The organism is Pseudoalteromonas sp. A601 (assembly GCF_002165575.1).
Classification (GTDB): domain Bacteria; phylum Pseudomonadota; class Gammaproteobacteria; order Enterobacterales; family Alteromonadaceae; genus Pseudoalteromonas.
Window position 1 is genome coordinate 103,611 of record NZ_MXQF01000002.1, and the last position, 19,019, is coordinate 122,629.

The window sequence follows — 19,019 nt, forward strand, 5'->3', positions numbered from 1 at the left end:
GGTTGTTGCTTTATCAGTTTAAGTTAAAAATACACATTAGAAGACAACTGATGTTAAGTTTTACTGAACATGAGTGCGCTTTAAATTACGCCAGTTAATATTACTAGCTAGCAGCATTTCTCTCAACGACAACACACGCGGAGCGCATCGCTTATTAAAACGCCACTGGTGGCCACAACAAGCAGCGCTCATCGTTGCTTTTGTTGGTTTTAATAGTAACGCAGTTTGCCCTTCAAGCGACCTACCTTGGCAATCAAACCAACCATGTTCATTACAATGAAGTTTATTGTCGCTTACTTGGTCGATACTGTCTATTGCTACCCGAGTTTGATTGGCGTTATCGAGTAATAACGGCACAATTAAGCCTAATTTTTTATAGCGGGAATAAAAATCGGCAAGATCATCTTGGCTAGGTGGTTTAGCCTTTTGTTTATCTAACCAACTACCATTTTGTGGATCAAGCACAAAAGGGACCTGGCCATTCACCACACGAGTGGCTGCACGTTCAATATAGTAAGGTAAACTTTTTAATATCGCGCGTAGGCGCTGTTCACTAGGTTCGCTAACTAATCGAGTTATTTCACGAGCATAAAACGCATTGCATAGTTGAGCATACAACACACGTTGTGCATCAGATTGCCAAATATCAACTTGTTGATCAGGGTTACTCGCAGTCAACGCTTCTACTCAATACACCTAGGTGTTTATTTTATAGCATAGTATTGACCGCTTTTTAAGCGTCTAAGCAGGCTTATTACCCAGCTTTGCATCACCGTTTTCTAAAAACTGCACAACAGCATCACGTTTTTTACCAAGTAATAAACTGCCGTCTGCTAAAAACATAAAGTTCTGCCAGTTACGTTTAAATACCGCAAAACTGGTTTCAATAATGTTATCTCGCGCCATACAAAAATACACAGTTGTATTTGCCTGCCAATCTAAGTGCGCCAAAATTTCTTCAGGTGGTAGCTCAGCCCCCTCTTCCCAGGCTGCTTCCCAGTGCACAGTTTGTGTAAAGCTTTCGTCTTTACCACACCAATCTGTTTTATCAAAAAAGTCTGGGTGGTCGTGCTCTCGGCTCACCATAGTGCTCCAAAGTACAGCGGCACGTTCATGGCTCATGGGTTTAATTAAATCAAGATCTTGCTCTGAGACAGGCGCATCTTGGTGGCGAAAAACCCACGCTTTTTTGTAATCATCTAACGGTATATAGTTCATAATAGTGGCAAATTAGTTAGCATTAAAAGTGCAAGCGCAAATTATACAAGAGATCAAAACATGACTACAGCAATAAAACCACTTTCCCTCAAATCAGGCTTATACCAACACTACAAAGGTCCGCAATATAAAGTGCTCCATGTTGCCACCCACAGCGAGACGCAAGAACAACTGGTTATTTACCAAGCCCTCTATGGCGAATTTGGCATTTGGGCGCGTCCATTGAGTATGTTTTTAGAAACCGTTGAAAAAAACGGCCAAACTATCCCCCGCTTTGCTTACCTTGGCGATGCCGAATAGTTATGGCATCATGATTAAAATCATTACTGCTCAGACCAGATAAGGTATTACCGTGCAATTTAATTCTACAGATAACTACATCGCAAGTAATTCGTTAAAACAAGCGGTTAATGCGGCAATTTTGCTTGAAAAGCCATTGCTAATAAAAGGCGAACCTGGCACAGGTAAAACCATGTTGGCCGAAGAGCTGGCGAAAAGTTTAGACACCACACTGATACAGTGGCATATCAAATCGACCACCAAAGCACAGCAAGGCTTATACGAGTACGATGCGGTGTCACGTCTACGTGATAGCCAACTCGGTGATGAGCGTGTGCACGACATCGGCAATTACATTGTTAAAGGTAAGCTTTGGCAAGCCTTTACCTACGGCGAAGAGAATAATAAACGCCCGGTATTGTTGATTGATGAAATCGACAAAGCCGACATCGAATTCCCGAACGACCTATTGCTTGAGCTGGATAAAATGGAGTTTCATGTTTATGAAACCGGCGAGCGCGTAGTTGCTAAACAGCGCCCTATTGTGATCATCACATCAAACAACGAAAAAGAACTGCCAGATGCATTTTTACGCCGCTGCTTTTTCCATTACATTGACTTTCCATCAAGTGACGAAATGCAGCAAATTGTCGACGTACATCACCCTCACGTTAAGCAAGATTTAGTACGCCAAGCGCTTGAAGTATTTTTTGGCCTACGCGAAGTTAACGGCATTAAGAAAAAACCTTCCACCAGCGAACTACTCGATTGGCTTAAATTATTAATGGCTGAAGACATCGACGCAAAAACGCTGCACGATAAAACTCAAAAAGGCGGCCTAATGCCTATGTTTGGTGCGCTTTTAAAGAACGAGCAAGACATCAGCCTAATCGAAAAACTTGCCTTTATGAGCCGCCGTTAAGATGTTGATTGCGTTTTTCTTCAAATTACGTGAATACCGCTTACCTGTGAGCATGCGCGAGCTGCTTGATTTAATCAACGCACTAAAAAAAGGCGCGGTATTTGCCGATGTTGACGGCTTTTATTATTTAGCCCGTACCATTATGGTTAAAGACGAAACCCACTTCGACCGTTTTGATAAAGCCTTTGCTGATTACTTTAGCGGCATTGCCGATCTCGACTTACTTGAGAGCTTAAAACAGCAACATGACTTACCCAATGAGTGGCTACGCAAAGAGTTTGAAAAACACCTAAGCGATGAAGAAAAAGCCCAGCTTAAAGCCATGGGCGGCCTTGATGAACTAATGAAAACCCTGAAAGAGCGCCTAGAAGAACAACAAAAACGCCATGCTGGCGGCAATAAATGGGTTGGCACCGGTGGTACATCACCTTTTGGCGCGTATGGTTATAACCCTGAGGGCGTGCGCATCGGTCAAGACGGTAACCGTAACCGCCGCGCGGTAAAAGTATGGGATAAGCGTGAATACCGTAACTTAGATTCAGATCGTGAAATAGGCTCACGTACCATAAAACTCGCCCTTAAAAAGCTACGTAAGTTTGCCCGCACTGGCGCAAGTGACACGTTAGATTTAAACGAGACCATTCGCGCGACCGCCAAACAAGGCGGTATGCTGGATGTAAAAATGGCACCAGAGCGCCATAACGCGGTAAAAGTACTCATGTTGTTTGATATTGGTGGCTCAATGGATGATTACATTCACACCTGCGAAGAATTATTTAGCGCCGCCCATAGCGAATTTAAACACTTAGAGTTTTACTACTTTCATAACTGTTTATACGAGCATGTTTGGCAAGATAACCAACGCCGCCACTCAAACGTCATCGACACCATGACGCTGATCAATAAGTTCACCAGCGACTATAAAGTAATATTTGTTGGCGACGCCACTATGGGCCCCTATGAAATCGCCTACCCCGGCGGCTCTGTAGAGCACTACAACGAAGAGCCCGGCAGTGCTTGGTTAAACCGTATCACCAACCACTTTGATAAAGTCGCGTGGCTCAACCCACAACCCGTTGAACACTGGCGTTACTATCAATCAATTGATTTTATAAAGCAGCTAATGAATAACCGCATGTACCCATTGAGCTTGGATGGCATTAGTAATGCGATTAGGGGGTTGAGTTAAAAAGTCAGCAGTCAAAATTGAAGGCGCGATTTTATATCGCGCAACTAACTTTAATGCTAATCAACTTTAGATACTTACAGACCTTCAAACTTTTTTATTAACCTATTAAGCTCAGCTATAGTTTCAACACAATTATTGTAGTGTAAAGTTTTCTGAATAGACTTCACTTCTAAATTATGCTTATAAAGTTTCATTTGCGCAATAACCTTTTCTTTATAGCCCATTAATACTTCTAACTTTTTCTTACAATATATAAGGATAGTTATACTGGAAAAAACACTAGAGAAACTATCTAGCTGCCAAAGAAACCTATCATTTTCTGCACCTAATATATGATTTTGGGAAATACTTTGGAATGCGGAGTTACCTGCCTCATTTATGAAATCAAACTCTTTAAGTGCTAAATTAAAAGCTTGATTCTGATCATCATACATCTGAGTATCTTTCAGTCTAGCTGATTTCATATTTTCAACCTGTAAGCTTAATTCTAAACTATCTTTCCTCGATTTATCAGATATTTTGTTACTTCTAGATTGTTCAGAAAGTGTGAAGCCAACTCCTATTAGTGAAAAATATGCCAATAGAGGTCCAAGTACACCACCAAAGAAACTTCCAAAGCTTCCCCATGATGATGGGTTTTCTACAATAGAAATACCTGGTCCAATGTCGTACAAAGTTATGAGAATTACAACTGGAGCAAGTGGTAATGCTAGTAAAAAAATCATCCTTTTTTTCATGTAACACCCTTTAATAAGAAAAGTATTAGATTCTCTCAAACCAACCTACATTATTTTCCAAACCAAAAACACCAGCGCAAAGCCTACTAGATAAAAGAAGCCAATCCAACTTAAAGTACGTACTAGTTTAGAGTTCTGAATACTGGGCTCTGAGCGCACTAGGCTGAAGTTTAGCCATGCAAATACCGGGGTGGTGACAAATGCAAGTGTCATGGCAAAGGTGAGCATAGGGCCGAGGGCTGATTTAAAAAACAAAATCACCGCAATGCCAGCGAGTGATTGCAGTATTAGCCAGATGTTTAAACTGTGTTTAGATTGCTTAAAGCCAAGCAGTTTGTGCGATTCGTTAAGCGTACGCGCATAACCGTCTAGCACAGTTAAAGTAGTACCAAACATACATAAAAAGGCGATAATCGATACTAGTGGCCTTGCCCACTCGCCGATTGTGAAGGCGTACATATCAATCAGCTGTTTTGCAAACGCCACGCCGCCTAGCTCTATAGTTGCGCTTTGTCCGTATTGCACTAACACACCGAGTGAAAAGAATACTAATGCCAGCCCTGCGGTTAACCAATAACCTAAATTAAAATCAAACAAACCTTGCGCTCGTGTTACCGTTTGTTGGCTTTGTTTTTCTTTTAGCCATAGCGAGCTTAAAGCTGAAATTTCAATGGGAGCAGGCATCCAGCCCATAAGTGCGACCATAAAACCCAGCATAGCAAGCTCATACGGTGAGGGGCCAACATAGCCTACAGGTGCCATTGGCCCATTACTAAATGCAATTATAAGGGCAATAACAGTAGCAAGGGTGAGTAAGCCCATAATAGCCTTTGCGACATTATCGAGCGCTTTAAAATGGCCAAGTAATAAAATAACTAAACACACGGTTAGTATTAACCAACATAATAGCGTCACAGAAATACTCACTGGCAAAGCATAATGCAGTAAGCTTGCTGTTAACAATAAAACCCCCGCGGTATTCACCACCGCAGCAATTATATTCAAACCAATAAAACTGTTAAAAAACCACGGACCTTTGCTTTGATAGCCTTCAACTAAACTTTTTTCAGTGGCTAGCGTGTACTCTATGCCAAAACGAAAAAACGGATATTTAAGAATATTTACCACCACAATTAGCCAAAAAAGCTGCCAACCAAAGATTGCACCTGCTTGGGTTGATGCCACTAAATGAGAGCCGCCAATTGCCGCTGTAGCCATTAAAATGCCAGGGCCTAGTGCGTTTAAACGGGTTTGCCAAGTTGATACTGCTGATTGCATGTGTGTGCTTACTATATTGTTTTTATTAATAAGCAAGTTACAGCGTTTTACTGAGGATTGAAAGTGAGAAAATTAGTGGAAGATTAAACAGTTCGCTAGATTCTAGTTACCTAGAACCTAGCGCCTTTATTTTTAACGCAAGTCCATTTCTTGAACTTTTTCGTGGGCAATTTCAGGTGTGGTGCTCACTGGTTTTTCGTGTAGGTTCGCTTTAATTTGTCCTTTACGATGTTTTAGTGCCGCATCGAGTTTTTTAGCCGCGTTTTTAATTGCAGGATAAAGAACTTCATCTTCACCTTTTACTGATAAACGCGCGCCTTCATAAATGGTGCTAATTTCGGCTTGGAGCTTATGATGCTCTTTTGAAAGAATAATATCGAGTGCGATCAGAGATGGAAAATGGCTCGCAATTTTTGAAAACTTTTCGTTGATGTGTTCTCTAATAGAGTCAGTAACGTCAACATGGTGACCAGAAAGATTAATTTTCATAGGGTATCCTTTTTTTTGTTACCTCAACCCTAGTATTGGGGGCTATTTGAATTAACACAAGCAGAAAACTCAGAAATATGACATTTATTTGTTATTAAAGGTGATTAAGATCAATCCGAGGGCATTAAATATGCAAAACCCCGCATGATGCGGGGCTTTCAGCGCGATTGTTGATTTTGTATATTAAGTGTACGAACAACAGTAATCGGCAAAATCAGCCACTTTTACTTGGAAAGTAACGTTCGCATCAACGTTAAATGACTCACCTGCTGACATTGTTTTCCATTCACTCTCGCCTGGTAGTAAAACTTGCCACTGACCGCCATTGAGTTCCATTAATTCTTTTTTGCTAGTGGCGAATTCAAACTCACCCGCTTGCATAAAGCCTAATGTTTTGGTGCTGCCATCTGCAAAAATTACCGTACGGCTTGAAACTTTACCGTCAAAGTACACGTTTGCTGTTTTAACAACACTTACATTATCAAACTGAGACATCCTCACTCCTGTTTATTTAAGTTTATAATTTTAATTAATGACACAGTGCCTGATACGTCTAAGGCTTGCAAGTGCAGTGATGTGAAAAAAGTTCATTTGATTTCGGGCTTCGGGCTTCGGGCTTCGGGCTAACAGTGCAGGTCGTGCTCTAGCGCGTCGAGATTTAAAGGTTAAATAAGTGATTAAATCCCCAGTTATCTTTTAATAAACAGATTCAATCATAACTGCCTTGTCTCACATTAGCAGTAATTCCACTACCCAGAACGATTATAATGAAACCTAAAAAGACTAAAAAAGGCACTAAAAATCGAGGCTAAAGCACCCTCCTACGATTTTTCCTTGGCACTGTCCTCAAATTAAAAACTGACGGCTTATGACTGACAGCTGTGGTTCTGGCCTGGGCTCTGGCTGTTGGGTTTCGCTACGCTCTACCCAACCTACCAATAAAAAAGCCCGCACTGCGTTTAGTACAGTGCGGGCTTTTAAATTTTAATCGTTAAAGCTTAAAACAAGTCGTTTGCTTTGTTTACGATGTTTTCTACTGTAAAGCCAAAGTGTTCAAACAGCTCGTTAGCAGGTGCAGACTCACCAAAGGTGGTCATACCTACTACAGCGCCGTTTAGGCCTACGTATTTGTACCAGTAATCAGCAATACCTGCTTCGACTGCTACGCGGCGTGTAACGCTTGCTGGTAATACGCTTTCTTTGTATGCAGCGTCTTGTGCATCAAACACATCGGTTGATGGCATTGATACAACGCGTACTTTTTTACCTTGCTTACGTAGCTCAGCCGCTGAGTCTTGCGCTAATTGCACCTCTGAGCCTGTGGCAATTAAGATAAGCTCTGGCTCGCCATCACAGCTCAGTACATAACCACCTTTTTTCACGTCGCTTAATTGCTGCGCTGAACGAGTTTGTTGAGCAAGACCTTGACGCGTAAAGATAAGTGAAGTTGGGCCGTCTTTACGTTCAATGGCTTGTTGCCAAGCAATCGCAGATTCAACTTGGTCACACGGGCGCCAGTTAACTAGGTTTGGCGTTAAACGCATGCTAGCAATTTGCTCTACTGGTTGGTGAGTTGGACCATCTTCACCTAAACCAATTGAATCGTGCGTGTATACAAAAATGCTTGGCACTTTCATTAATGCAGCCATACGTACAGCGTTACGTGCGTATTCCATAAACATTAAGAAAGTCGCACCGTAAGGAATAAAACCTTTATGCAGTGCAATACCATTCATAATCGCAGACATACCAAATTCACGTACACCGTAATAGATGTAGTTACCGCTAGCGTCATTTGCCTCAAGGCCTTTAGAGCCTTTCCAAATTGTTAGGTTTGAACCTGCTAAATCAGCAGAGCCGCCCATAAATTCAGGTAATAAAGGACCAAATGCATTGAGCGCATCTTGTGATGCTTTACGCGATGCTGGATTTGCTGGGTTTGCGTCAAGTTGCTCAATATACGCTTGTGATTTTTCAGCCCAATCAGCTGGTAGCTCACCACTTGTACGGCGTTTGAACTCTGCTGCTAGTTCTGGGTGTGCAGCTGCGTATGCGGCAAATTTTTCATCCCAATTAGCTTCTAGTTGCTTACCTTTTTCTTTGCCATCCCATTGTGCATAAATATCAGCTGGGATTTCAAATGCTTCACCGGTCCAACCAAGGAACTCACGTGCAGCTTTAATTTCGTCTTCACCTAGTGGTGCGCCGTGACAATCATGGCTACCCGATTTATTTGGTGAACCGTAACCAATCACAGTTTTACAACAAATTAGTGTTGGTTTGTCGGTGATGCTGCGTGCTTCTTCGATTGCGGTGCGAATTGCGTCTGAATCATGACCATCTACACCACTAATTACATGCCAGCCGTAGGCTTTAAAACGTGCTGGTGTATCATCGCTAAACCAACCTTCAACTTCACCATCGATTGAAATACCGTTGTCATCCCAAAATGCAACTAACTTACCAAGGCCTAATGTACCTGCAAGTGAACACGCTTCGTGAGAAATACCTTCCATTAGGCAACCATCGCCCAAGAACGTATAAGTATAGTGATCAACGATATCGTGACCTTCACGGTTAAATTGTGCCGCTAATGCTTTTTCAGCAATCGCCATACCTACCGCATTTGTGATCCCTTGACCTAATGGGCCCGTAGTAGTCTCAATACCGGGTGCATAACCATACTCCGGGTGTCCTGGTGTTTTTGAATGCATTTGACGGAAGTTTTTAATTTCCTCAATAGGCAAATCATAACCACTTAAATGCAAAAGAGAATAAATAAGCATTGAACCGTGGCCGTTTGAGAGTATAAATCGATCTCTGTCTACCCACTCTGGATTCGTTGGATTGTGATTTAGATAATCGCGCCATAGTACTTCTGCGATATCAGCCATGCCCATAGGGGCTCCAGGGTGGCCAGATTTGGCCTGTTGTACTGCGTCCATTGATAAGACGCGAATAGCATTTGCAAGTTCTTTGCGAGACGGCATGAATTCTCCTACCTTTAACTGTATTTGCGCTGGTTATTGTGTGTTTAACAAGAACACCCATTCTTACTTATTGTGGGGGCTGTGTGCAATTAAAAACCTGATTAAATTAGGCATTATGAATTTTTTTTAAGAACAAAATGTTATTAGTAATTTTATTTAGACGTCTAGGCGTAAAAAAACTATGCAAGTAACCTTGTTTTAGATAAAATACGTCCCTTAATTTTTTAGCGCTAATACCGACGTTTGTGAAGCGCAATATTTGTGAGCAGAAATACAATGGCAAAACATTTATTTACTTCTGAATCTGTTTCTGAAGGTCATCCGGATAAAATCGCCGATCAAATCTCTGATGCGGTACTTGATGCTATCCTAGAGCAAGACTCTCATGCCCGTGTTGCGTGCGAAACTTACGTAAAAACCGGTATGGTGATGGTTGGTGGTGAAATCACTACTAGCGCATGGGTTGATATTGAAGAGATCACCCGTAAAACAGTGCGTGAAATTGGCTACACGCATTCAGACATGGGTTTTGATGCAGACTCATGTGCAATTTTAAACACTATCGGTAAGCAATCACCTGACATTAACCAAGGTGTTGACCGTACTAGCCCAGAAGAGCAAGGCGCTGGCGACCAAGGCCTAATGTTTGGTTACGCATGTAACGAAACTGAAGTGCTAATGCCTGCACCAATCACTTATTCTCACCGTTTAGTACAGCGCCAAGCACAAGTACGTAAAAGCGGCGAGCTAAACTGGTTACGTCCAGATGCAAAATCACAGGTTACGTTTGCATACGAAAACGGCAAGCCAGTAGGCATTGATGCTGTGGTACTCTCTACTCAGCACAGTGAAGACATTTCACAAAAAGATTTAGTAGAAGCGGTGATGGAAACTATTATCAAGCCGGTACTACCTGCTGAGTTAATTACTAGCGCAACTAAGTTCTTTATCAACCCGACTGGCCGTTTTGTAATTGGTGGACCTATGGGTGACTGTGGTTTAACTGGCCGTAAAATCATCGTTGATACTTATGGCGGCATGGCACGCCATGGTGGTGGTGCATTCTCTGGTAAAGATCCATCAAAAGTTGACCGTTCAGCTGCATACGCTGCACGTTACGTTGCTAAGAACGTAGTAGCGGCTGGTCTTGCTGATAAGTGTGAGCTACAAGTGTCTTACGCTATTGGTGTTGCAGAGCCTACGTCAATCAGTGTTGAAACGTTTGGTACAAGTAAGCTTGAAGAATCACGTTTAATCGAACTTATTCGTGAACATTTTGACTTACGCCCTTACGGCTTAATTCAAATGCTTGATCTTGAGCGTCCTATTTATCAACCAACGGCGGCTTATGGTCACTTTGGTCGCGATGAATTCCCATGGGAACGCACAGATAAAGCTGACGCACTTCGCGCCGCTGCTGGCCTTTAATTCCAGTCTTTGTTCGAATTAAAAAAAGCGCCGTTTGGCGCTTTTTTTATGCTTATAAATCGTGTTGTTGTGTCGCGAGTTTACCCCGTGCAATTAAATTAAAAAGTAATTTATTCACAAAGAGCTTAAGAGGCGCTGCGCTTTAGAGAAGTAATTATAAAAATAATAGCTAGAACTGACTCGGTGCTAAGATCTATTCGAAGCTCGCCTCACGAAGCCCGTAGCCGTTTTACCTAACTTCCTAACCTATCAATGTAAGTATTTTCTCATACCCTGCTACCCCCCAAACTACCATTAATATCAACAAGGCTAAACTAACAGCCGCAGAGGCAATATCTTTCGCGCGGCCAGATAAAACATGGTACTCAACCCCAACTCTATCGGTTAACGCTTCAATGGCTGAGTTAAGTAGCTCAACAACTAATAAAAATAAAAAGCTAACAACCAATATCGCCCAGTGTTGTGGTGATTGCGCGAACCAAAATGATAATGGCAATAACACAATCCCTAACGCCAATTCGGTTCGAAAAGCTGACTCTTCTTTAAACGCTGCTTTAAAGCCTTTAATAGAGCATTTAGTTGCTTTAATAATACGCCCAAGACCAATGCCGTTGGGCTTATTAATTAAGTTTATTTCTGGTTTATTCATTTTTTTATATCTTAAATTTGCGTAATCTAAACTTAACTTTCAAAAGTTGTTCAGAATCGAATAACAGCGATAAAGATCGATTTTACCGGTTTATTAATCATCAACAATAAAAAGCTTATTATTAATTCAATATAACCCGAACTCAATGCAAAATACCTTAAGCACAATCACCTGCTTGGCTTATCTGTAACGCAGGAGTGTATGCTTTCATATTGAGCTGTCGGCGTAACTCAAGTAACGTTTTTAGGGCGCTTTTTAACCCAACTTTATTACTTATCCAATGCGGGATTGCACCACCGGGATCGGCATAAACGTCATGCGTTAGAGTTAAACTGCGACCTTGCTCGGTGTTTTCCTCATTTAACAACCAACGGGCTTGTAAATCCTTTATTCTAATTACTGAGTCAAGCTCTGCCTTATAATCGGGATAAGCTTTAATTATTAACTCGGTTTGAGAGGGGCTCAATCGTCGATAGCAAGAATAACTCACCATATCTCGATCTGTAACCGGCCACGGCGAATCAAGTTGCGTATATACTATTGTTTCTGAACTACTGAGCCGAGACAGCACTTCAACAAAGGTGACATTTTCTATCCATAACGGAGCTTGCTGCGTGTCACTCAATAGCGCCATAAAATCATCAGCACTACTGCCATGTACTGTGATGCTTCCACGCACTTCTAATATGCCGTTTTCATGCTTTTTATAGGAAATGCTAGCGCCATCTTGCTGCTTCCATAGCTGCCATTGTTTTTCCTGAGCTGGCGCAGTTAAACAATAAAAAGCAGTAATAAATAACAGTAATTTAGTTAGCATTCACATTCCTTTGCGTTGCTTATTACAAACGCTTATTGCCAATAAGGCTGAATTTTAAAGGACGCTTGACGGCTTTGCTCCATCGCTGCGACTAAAAACTCTGACTTTTTCTCAAGCCAGCGCTGAATTTTTGCAAGCTCTTCGTCGTCTTGTCCCGCACATAACTGCTTTAAGTATTCCAGCGTACTTAACTCATAAATCCCATGAGAAATGTCTAACCAAGGAATACGAAATTCACTACGCTCTTCTTTATCGTACAACGCACCTAAACAATTACCGCTCAGTAGGCTATTTTCTAAACGAGCCCTAAGATTTAAGTACTCTTTAGAGCTAATAGCTTGTTGTTCTGGTAGCAATTGATGTAAGTCTTGCCAATCCTTATTGAATAATCGGCTTGCAATGTCAGCCACCGGCTGCTCCGCAGCTTGATATTCTGCTTGACTCCAGCTTTTGCGCCATTGCTTATCAACAAGCCAAGTGGTTAAGGCTAATAATAGTCGGTTATAGCGTGCGGTATGAAATAGTTTATTAATATCGTCAATACTCGGCTGTAGCTCTTTTAAGTCATTTATAACTTGCGTGAGCTCAGGCGCACTGTTTATTTTTTTATAGTAAGCGTGGCGTTTTGAAGTATACGTTTTTAACTGAATAGCATTTTCTACCCAAGCAAGCTCACTTAACAGCCACTTTAGCTCCACACGCAAAGATTCTGTGGTGCTTTTATCAACGATGTCATCAAACAACCAAAATGTATGACGAATTAAGCTAATGCCATCCGTTACACGCTTAAGTGTTTTTAAGCTTGGTTTATTGAAATAACATTGCTCATGCTTTTGCACAAATCGAATGCCAAAGCCAATTGCAGCTATTAATGCTTGTTCTTGCGTTGGCTTTTTAGGCAATGATACAAAGCCTATAGATTTACTCGGCTTTAGCGGTTTTTCATCCGCTAAACGGTAGCCCCTTGCTGCCTTTGAATATAAACCTAAGCGAATATTATTTTGTGCTACTAATTTATCGGCTAAGGCAAAAAGTTCATCGCGGCTACCTTCCATCAACTCAATTTCAAGTTCACAGATTGGTTCCATTTGCCCTGATGCTGAAATTTCGCCTTTGTCTAAAACCACTTCAATTTTTGCACCGCTGTCGGTTTCGATTAACCAAGTACGGCGAATAAAGTTAGTACTGAAAATAGGATATAAGTTTGCTGCAATTGCACTCACTTGCATACCATGAGGCCAGATACTGCTATCAAAAGCGCTAATGTCTGGACGATTGCTCTCAAGTGGTAAGTTATATTCAGGGCGTTGATGTAATCCCCCCATCACTTCACCTGCAAGCTTAATTGTTTGCTCACATTGGCTATCAGAACAACGCGTTCTAAAACCAATATCAAGCGCTCTAAGCTCACGACTTGGCGTATCGTAGTATGCATTTTGCAAACTTCGAGAAGGCTTATTTGTAACGGTTTTTGCAAATTGAGTAATTAACGCGGGGATCAGTGGAACAACGGCATCTGACACCAAAAACTTCAGTTCTATCTCAGTATCCATTAGGCTTGAGGATTACCTTTAAAATAAATAAGAGCTCAAAATAAACAAAGCACAGCTGTAATGCAAATTTTTTAGTGAGATTTACCCACCTCCAATGTAAAGCGATTACAATATCAGCCTTGCTATTAGAGTGCTAAATCCATACTATCTCTATACTTATACGAATAAATTGCCGTAACAATCACGGTTACATTAACAGGGTAGATTGATGTTAAAACATTATTTATTAGCTTTATTACTAAGTGCGGTTGCTTTTATAAGCCACGCTGAAGAAGCCAATGCAGCAAGCGATGACAATACGGCTTATATTGTTGATAACCTATATACGTTTATGCATTCGGGTTCGAGTAAAAACTACCGAATTATTGGCTCAGTTGATGCGGGTACAAAGTTAACGCAGTTATCAGGGGAAGAAAATGGCTTTGTTAAAGTTATTGACGATAAAGAGCGTGAAGGCTGGGTTGAAGCTAAGTTTGTGTCAAAAGCAGCCGGCATACATCAGCAGTACCGTACTTTGAGCGAAGACATGGCATCAATGCAAGAACAACTTCGCCAAGCACAAATTGAATTGCCACAGCTACAAGAACAAAACCAAACGCTGACTGATCAAAACACATTGTTATCAGAGCAAATCAGTAAACTTAAAAGCACCTTAAATGCTGAGCGTACGCAAAAGCAACAAGCAGGTGCCAAAGAGAAGCGCCAATTACTTACCTATGGTGGCGCAATTGCATTTATTGGCTTGTTCTTGGGTATTATTTTAACTATCGTATTATCGCGTCGTAAACGTTACGACGGCTGGGCATAAGCGATAGCTACATATATTTGATACTAAAAAAGCACCCTCGGGTGCTTTTTTATTTATAAACTCATTACAAAAGGTTAATCCAACCTCAAGCCTTTATCTTGTTTTATCTTTTCAATCACCATATAGGTATGGTGGGTCCCTACTCCAGGAATATCGACTAAATCACCCAATACCTGACGGTATTCATCCATATCAGATACCCGTATTTTCAGAAGATAATCATAGCCACCAGCAACCATATCGCACTCAACAACCTGATCTATTTTTAAAATATGTTCACGAAACACTTTAAAAACCGCAGTGTTCGATGTTACTAATGACACTTGCACATGCGCTAATAAGCTCTGATTAAGCTTTGCTTCGCTAAGCTTAGCAAAGTAGCCTTCTATATAACCTTCTTGCTCAAGTCGTTTTACGCGGTCAAGGCAAGGGCTAGGGCTTAAGTTAACCTGCTTTGCGAGGTTAACATTAGAAATTCTGCCGTTTTTTTGCAGAACGTCTAAAATTGCTAAATCGATACGATCAAGCAGGCGTAATCTATTGGGACTTGTCATAACAGAATTTTATGCGGATAAGTTTAAGGTATGCCCTGTAAATTATCGTAAAACGCCAAATTTAACCAGCATATTCTGCTGGAATTTAATTAGAATGCACGCATTAAACAACATGATAATCGAGCAGCAAATTTTTTTCGCTGCAAGACTCCACACTTTTGAGGTTACTTATGTTATTCAACGGCGATTTGACTACAACGTGTCCAATTCGACAAAAAATCCGTGATTTTTACCGCATCGATGAAAATGCAGTAATTGATCATATTTTACCCCTTGCCGAAGTAGGTGTTAAAGCCCGTAGTCGTGCATGGGAACGTGCGCGTCAAATAGTTCACAATATTCGTAAAGATCAAGATGGTCAAAGCGGTGTTGATGCACTTTTAAATGAATTCTCACTTTCGAGTGAAGAAGGTGTGGTGCTAATGTGTTTGGCAGAAGCCTTGCTTCGCGTACCCGATAAAGAAACTCAAGAAACCCTTATCCGTGACAAATTAGCTAAAGGCGACTGGAGCTCACATTTAGGCAGCAGCGACTCTTTATTTGTTAATGCATCGTCTTGGGGTCTACTGGTTACCGGTAAAATGGTTAACTACACAGACAAAACCAAAGAACAGCAATTTGGTGTATTGAAAAAAACCATTGGTCGTTTAGGTGAGCCAGTAATTCGTAAATCTGTGAACTTTGCTATGAAGATCATGGGTAAGCAATTCGTTATGGGCCGCACCATTGACGAAGCGATTGAACGTGCAGCAGAAACCGAGCGTAAAGGCTATGTATATTCATACGATATGCTAGGTGAAGGCGCACGCACTATGAAAGATGCTGAGCGTTATTATCAAAGTTATTTAAATGCGATTCACTCGATTGGTAAAGCTGCAAATGGCCGTGGTCCAATTAAGAGCCCGGGTATTTCTGTAAAACTCTCAGCTATTCACCCACGCTATGAGTTCACTCATAAAGAACGCGTTATGGAAGAGATAGTTCCAAAACTTAAAGAGCTAGCGCTTGTTGCTAAAAGCTATGATATCGGCTTTACCGTTGATGCTGAAGAAGCTGATCGTTTAGATATTTCTCTCGATGTTATTGAAGCTGTATTTAGCGATGAAGATCTAGCAGGTTGGAATGGCTTTGGCTTAGCTGTACAGGCTTATCAAAAGCGTGCGATTTTTGTTATTGAATGGCTAACTGATCTTGCTACCCGTGTTGGTCGCAAATTAATGGTACGTTTAGTAAAAGGCGCATACTGGGATACAGAAATCAAAACCACTCAACAAGACGGTTTGGATCACTACCCTGTATTTACCCGTAAAGCAACGACTGACGTTTCCTATAAAGCGTGTGCAATTAAAATGCTTGAAGCCCGTGACGTGCTTTACCCACAATTTGCCACACATAACGCCTATACAGCAGCGACTATTTTAGAAGTTGCTAAAGGCGATCACGATGGATTTGAATTCCAACGTTTACACGGTATGGGCGAATCTTTATTTGACCAAATCGTAACGCAAGAAAAAATTCAATGCCGTGTTTATGCTCCTGTTGGTCAACACGAAGACTTACTTGCCTATTTAGTACGTCGTTTACTTGAAAATGGCGCTAACTCGTCATTTGTAAACGCCATTGTTGATACAACTCAGCCAGTAGAAGCATTACTGCCAGATCCTGTTGAAACACTGCAAGGCTTACGTAATAAATACAATACTCAAATCAAAATGCCAATTGATCTATATGGCGCAGAACGTGCTAATTCAAAAGGCATGGATTTAACAGACATTAACGTTATTACGCCATTTAAAGAAAACTTAGATTCGTGGTTTGAAGAACACCGTATTAGCGAAAGTGATGTTCCTGAAGGTGCTCTTGCGGTTAAAAATCCAGCCAATCACAAAGAAGTCATTGGTCATGTAAAACTGCAAAACAGCGATGAAATGCTCACTTTACTTGAAAACGCCGAAACTGCGTTTGAGTCTTGGTCGCAAACACCGGTTAAAGAGCGTGCTAATTTATTACGCCGTATTGCGGATATTTTAGAACGTCACCACGATGAGCTAGTGGCTATTTGTATTAAAGAAGCAGGTAAAATTGCTCAAGACGGTATTGACGAAGTGCGTGAAGCCGTTGATTTTTGCCGTTACTACGCAGCGCGTGCAGAAGAGCTTAGCGAAGATGAACGCTTTGAAGCGCGTGGTGTGATCTTATGTATCAGCCCTTGGAACTTCCCGCTTGCTATTTTCTTAGGTCAAGTCGCAGCTGCCATCGTGACCGGTAACACAGTCATCGCAAAACCTGCTGAACAAACAAGCTATATTGCGCTTCGCACCATTGAACTAATGCTCTCTGTTGGCCTTCCTGAGTATGTTGTGCAACCAGTTATTGCCCGCGGTAGTGAAGTCGGTAAAACAATCGTACCTGATGAGCGTATCCAAGCTGTTATGTTCACAGGTTCGACAGAAACAGGCACCATCATTTCACAAACATTAGCTGCACGTAACGATATTCAAGTACCGCTAATCGCAGAAACCGGTGGCCAAAACTGTATGATCGTTGATTCAACTGCACTTCCAGAGCAAGTGGTTGATGATGTAATTAGTTCAGGCTTCCAAAGTGCCGGTCAACGTTGTTCAGCACTTCGAGTATTATTTTTACAAGAAGACATTGCTGATGGCGTAATTGAGATGATCAAAGGTGCACTTAAAGAGTTGCACGTAGGCGATCCATCTTTGCTTTCGACTGATATTGGTCCGGTAATCGACGAAAAAGCGCTGAAAAGCTTAAACGACCATGTTGAGTACTTAAAAGGTAACGCGACACTGCATTATCAATGTGACATTCCTGATAACAGTGAAAATGGTGCTTATTTCTTTGCTCCTCGTTTATACGAAATCAAAGATTTATCAGTACTTAAACGTGAAGTATTTGGCCCATGTGTGCATATTATTCGCTTTAAAGGGACTGAGCTTGACAGTGTTATTGATCAAATCAATGGGACTGGCTTTGGCTTAACCATGGGCATTCACTCTCGTATCGAAGAGCGTTGTGAGTACCTAGCTAAGATGTCGCGTGCAGGTAACGTATACGTTAACCGTAACATGATTGGTGCAATCGTTGGTGTGCAACCTTTCGGTGGTCGTGGGTTATCAGGTACTGGTCCAAAAGCCGGTGGTCCTAACTACTTACAACGTTTAGTGAAAGAAAAAGCATCACCAGATAACGTGCAAATGACAAACCTAACTCCTGACGAGCTTGATTTACACCACTACTCGGGTGCAAACGAACAAGTTGATAAGTTAATGGCAAACTCACTACGCGATGAAAAAATCTGGCGCGCAACACCATTAAACGACCGTGTTTCGGCTGTACGTCAGTTACTCGCAAAAGTTGCTACCGTTGATATTATCGACGAGCTTGCCGACGATTTAGCATTAACACTTGCCGATGCGCGTGCTCAACTTAATCGCCTAGAAAAGCACATGCGTAAATTTACGACGTTGCCAGGACCTACGGGTGAATCAAACACTTTACACCTTGAAGCACGTGGCTGTGTAGTATGTTATGCAGATAAGAGTACATCATTTAACTTTTGGGCTATCTCAATCATCACAGCACTTGCTGCAGGTAATACTGTGATCACTGTAGCGTCTGAATTGTTTTATGATGAAGCCGTGGCGTTTAAAGATAAGTTTATTTCTACAGGTGTTGCAGAAGGTGTATTCCAAGTAGCTAAACCGAACCAGTTACAAGCTCTTTTAGCGCACCCTCATTTAGCAGGCGCTTTAGTTGCTGCGCGTTCGTCGCGTCTAGGTTACTTTAGCCAACAGCTAGCACAGCGCAAAGGCGCAATCTTGCCTGTAATAAGCTCTGAGTACTACGATACGCTTATCAAGCGCTTAGTAACTGAGAAAACTATCAGTATTGATACTACGGCCTCTGGTGGTAATACATCACTAATGACCTTGGTTGAAGATGACGAGTAAAGTTAACGACTAACTATTTAAGGGCGCTTTTAAGCGCCCTTTTTTTATTTTAACTAATTATTCCTAAAACGCTCCCTTCGTTCGTTTATAAATTTACAAAGCCATTAATCCGTCAGCTTTGGATAAAACAACAA

At 41.5% G+C, this 19,019-nt stretch carries 17 protein-coding genes; 6 read left to right on the plus strand and 11 right to left on the minus strand.

Annotated features, from left to right (window positions below; genetic code table 11):
- Positions 1-60: 60 nt before the first annotated feature.
- Together B5G52_RS01995 and B5G52_RS02000 are read right to left on the minus strand one after the other, a co-directional pair.
- A complete protein-coding gene (locus B5G52_RS01995) occupies positions 61-678 on the minus strand; it encodes a hypothetical protein (RefSeq protein ID WP_087531030.1) in 618 nt (205 codons plus the stop codon).
- 63 nt (positions 679-741) lie between these two features.
- Positions 742-1,218 carry a DUF2947 domain-containing protein gene (locus tag B5G52_RS02000; RefSeq protein ID WP_087531031.1) on the minus strand — a complete coding sequence of 159 codons (477 nt, stop codon included), beginning with the start codon at positions 1,216-1,218 and terminating at the stop codon, positions 742-744.
- Positions 1,219-1,278: 60 nt separating this feature from the next.
- Here B5G52_RS02000 and B5G52_RS02005 point away from each other — a divergent pair, with 60 nt between their 5' ends.
- The 3 genes from B5G52_RS02005 to B5G52_RS02015 are packed head-to-tail and all read left to right on the plus strand — an operon-like array spanning position 1,279 to position 3,608.
- Complete coding sequence (locus B5G52_RS02005; protein ID WP_087531032.1) at positions 1,279-1,518, plus strand: DUF1653 domain-containing protein; 240 nt, start codon at positions 1,279-1,281, stop codon at positions 1,516-1,518.
- A gap of 52 nt (positions 1,519-1,570) precedes the next feature.
- Positions 1,571-2,419 carry a MoxR family ATPase gene (locus tag B5G52_RS02010; RefSeq protein ID WP_087531033.1) on the plus strand — a complete coding sequence of 283 codons (849 nt, stop codon included), beginning with the start codon at positions 1,571-1,573 and terminating at the stop codon, positions 2,417-2,419.
- A gap of 1 nt (position 2,420) precedes the next feature.
- The gene (locus B5G52_RS02015) at positions 2,421-3,608 is read left to right on the plus strand and encodes a VWA domain-containing protein (RefSeq protein WP_087531034.1); all 1,188 of its coding nucleotides are present in this window, start codon (positions 2,421-2,423) and stop codon (positions 3,606-3,608) included.
- 74 nt (positions 3,609-3,682) lie between these two features.
- Here the strand turns inward: B5G52_RS02015 and B5G52_RS02020 are convergent, their stop codons facing one another.
- The 5 genes from B5G52_RS02020 to tkt form a co-directional block, all read right to left on the minus strand.
- Entirely contained in the window at positions 3,683-4,345 is a 663-nt protein-coding gene (locus B5G52_RS02020; protein ID WP_087531035.1) for a hypothetical protein, read from the minus strand.
- Between the two features lie 45 nt (positions 4,346-4,390).
- On the minus strand, positions 4,391-5,623 hold the full coding sequence (locus B5G52_RS02025) for an NRAMP family divalent metal transporter (RefSeq protein WP_087531036.1): 1,233 nt from the start codon (positions 5,621-5,623) through the stop codon (positions 4,391-4,393).
- Between the two features lie 132 nt (positions 5,624-5,755).
- Positions 5,756-6,112, minus strand: a complete 357-nt coding sequence (gene raiA, locus B5G52_RS02030) for a ribosome-associated translation inhibitor RaiA (RefSeq protein WP_087531037.1) — start codon at positions 6,110-6,112, stop codon at positions 5,756-5,758.
- 183 nt (positions 6,113-6,295) lie between these two features.
- Positions 6,296-6,607 (minus strand): pyrimidine/purine nucleoside phosphorylase, encoded by a 312-nt coding sequence (locus B5G52_RS02035; protein WP_087531038.1) that lies wholly within the window; start codon positions 6,605-6,607, stop codon positions 6,296-6,298.
- 503 nt (positions 6,608-7,110) lie between these two features.
- Positions 7,111-9,102: a transketolase gene (gene tkt / locus B5G52_RS02040; RefSeq protein ID WP_087531039.1), complete on the minus strand. Its 1,992-nt coding sequence runs from the start codon at positions 9,100-9,102 to the stop codon at positions 7,111-7,113.
- 276 nt (positions 9,103-9,378) lie between these two features.
- Between tkt and metK the strand changes: the two genes are divergently transcribed.
- Positions 9,379-10,530 carry a methionine adenosyltransferase gene (gene metK / locus B5G52_RS02045; RefSeq protein WP_087531040.1) on the plus strand — a complete coding sequence of 384 codons (1,152 nt, stop codon included), beginning with the start codon at positions 9,379-9,381 and terminating at the stop codon, positions 10,528-10,530.
- Between the two features lie 241 nt (positions 10,531-10,771).
- Here metK and B5G52_RS02050 read toward each other — a convergent pair whose 3' ends face one another.
- From B5G52_RS02050 to B5G52_RS02060, 3 genes are all read right to left on the minus strand, one after another.
- A complete protein-coding gene (locus B5G52_RS02050) occupies positions 10,772-11,164 on the minus strand; it encodes a diacylglycerol kinase (RefSeq protein WP_087531184.1) in 393 nt (130 codons plus the stop codon).
- A gap of 172 nt (positions 11,165-11,336) precedes the next feature.
- Positions 11,337-11,996: an START domain-containing protein gene (locus tag B5G52_RS02055; RefSeq protein ID WP_087531041.1), complete on the minus strand. Its 660-nt coding sequence runs from the start codon at positions 11,994-11,996 to the stop codon at positions 11,337-11,339.
- 32 nt (positions 11,997-12,028) lie between these two features.
- Positions 12,029-13,549 carry a CYTH and CHAD domain-containing protein gene (locus tag B5G52_RS02060; RefSeq protein WP_087531042.1) on the minus strand — a complete coding sequence of 507 codons (1,521 nt, stop codon included), beginning with the start codon at positions 13,547-13,549 and terminating at the stop codon, positions 12,029-12,031.
- A 208-nt stretch (positions 13,550-13,757) separates the two neighbouring features.
- Here B5G52_RS02060 and B5G52_RS02065 point away from each other — a divergent pair, with 208 nt between their 5' ends.
- The gene (locus B5G52_RS02065) at positions 13,758-14,357 is read left to right on the plus strand and encodes a TIGR04211 family SH3 domain-containing protein (RefSeq protein WP_087531043.1); all 600 of its coding nucleotides are present in this window, start codon (positions 13,758-13,760) and stop codon (positions 14,355-14,357) included.
- Positions 14,358-14,431: 74 nt separating this feature from the next.
- On the opposite strand, the gene B5G52_RS02070 is transcribed toward B5G52_RS02065, so the two are convergent.
- Complete coding sequence (locus B5G52_RS02070) at positions 14,432-14,911, minus strand: winged helix-turn-helix transcriptional regulator (protein ID WP_087531044.1); 480 nt, start codon at positions 14,909-14,911, stop codon at positions 14,432-14,434.
- 170 nt (positions 14,912-15,081) lie between these two features.
- Here B5G52_RS02070 and putA point away from each other — a divergent pair, with 170 nt between their 5' ends.
- A complete protein-coding gene (gene putA, locus B5G52_RS02075; protein WP_087531045.1) occupies positions 15,082-18,885 on the plus strand; it encodes a bifunctional proline dehydrogenase/L-glutamate gamma-semialdehyde dehydrogenase PutA in 3,804 nt (1,267 codons plus the stop codon).
- Positions 18,886-19,019: the final 134 nt, after the last annotated feature.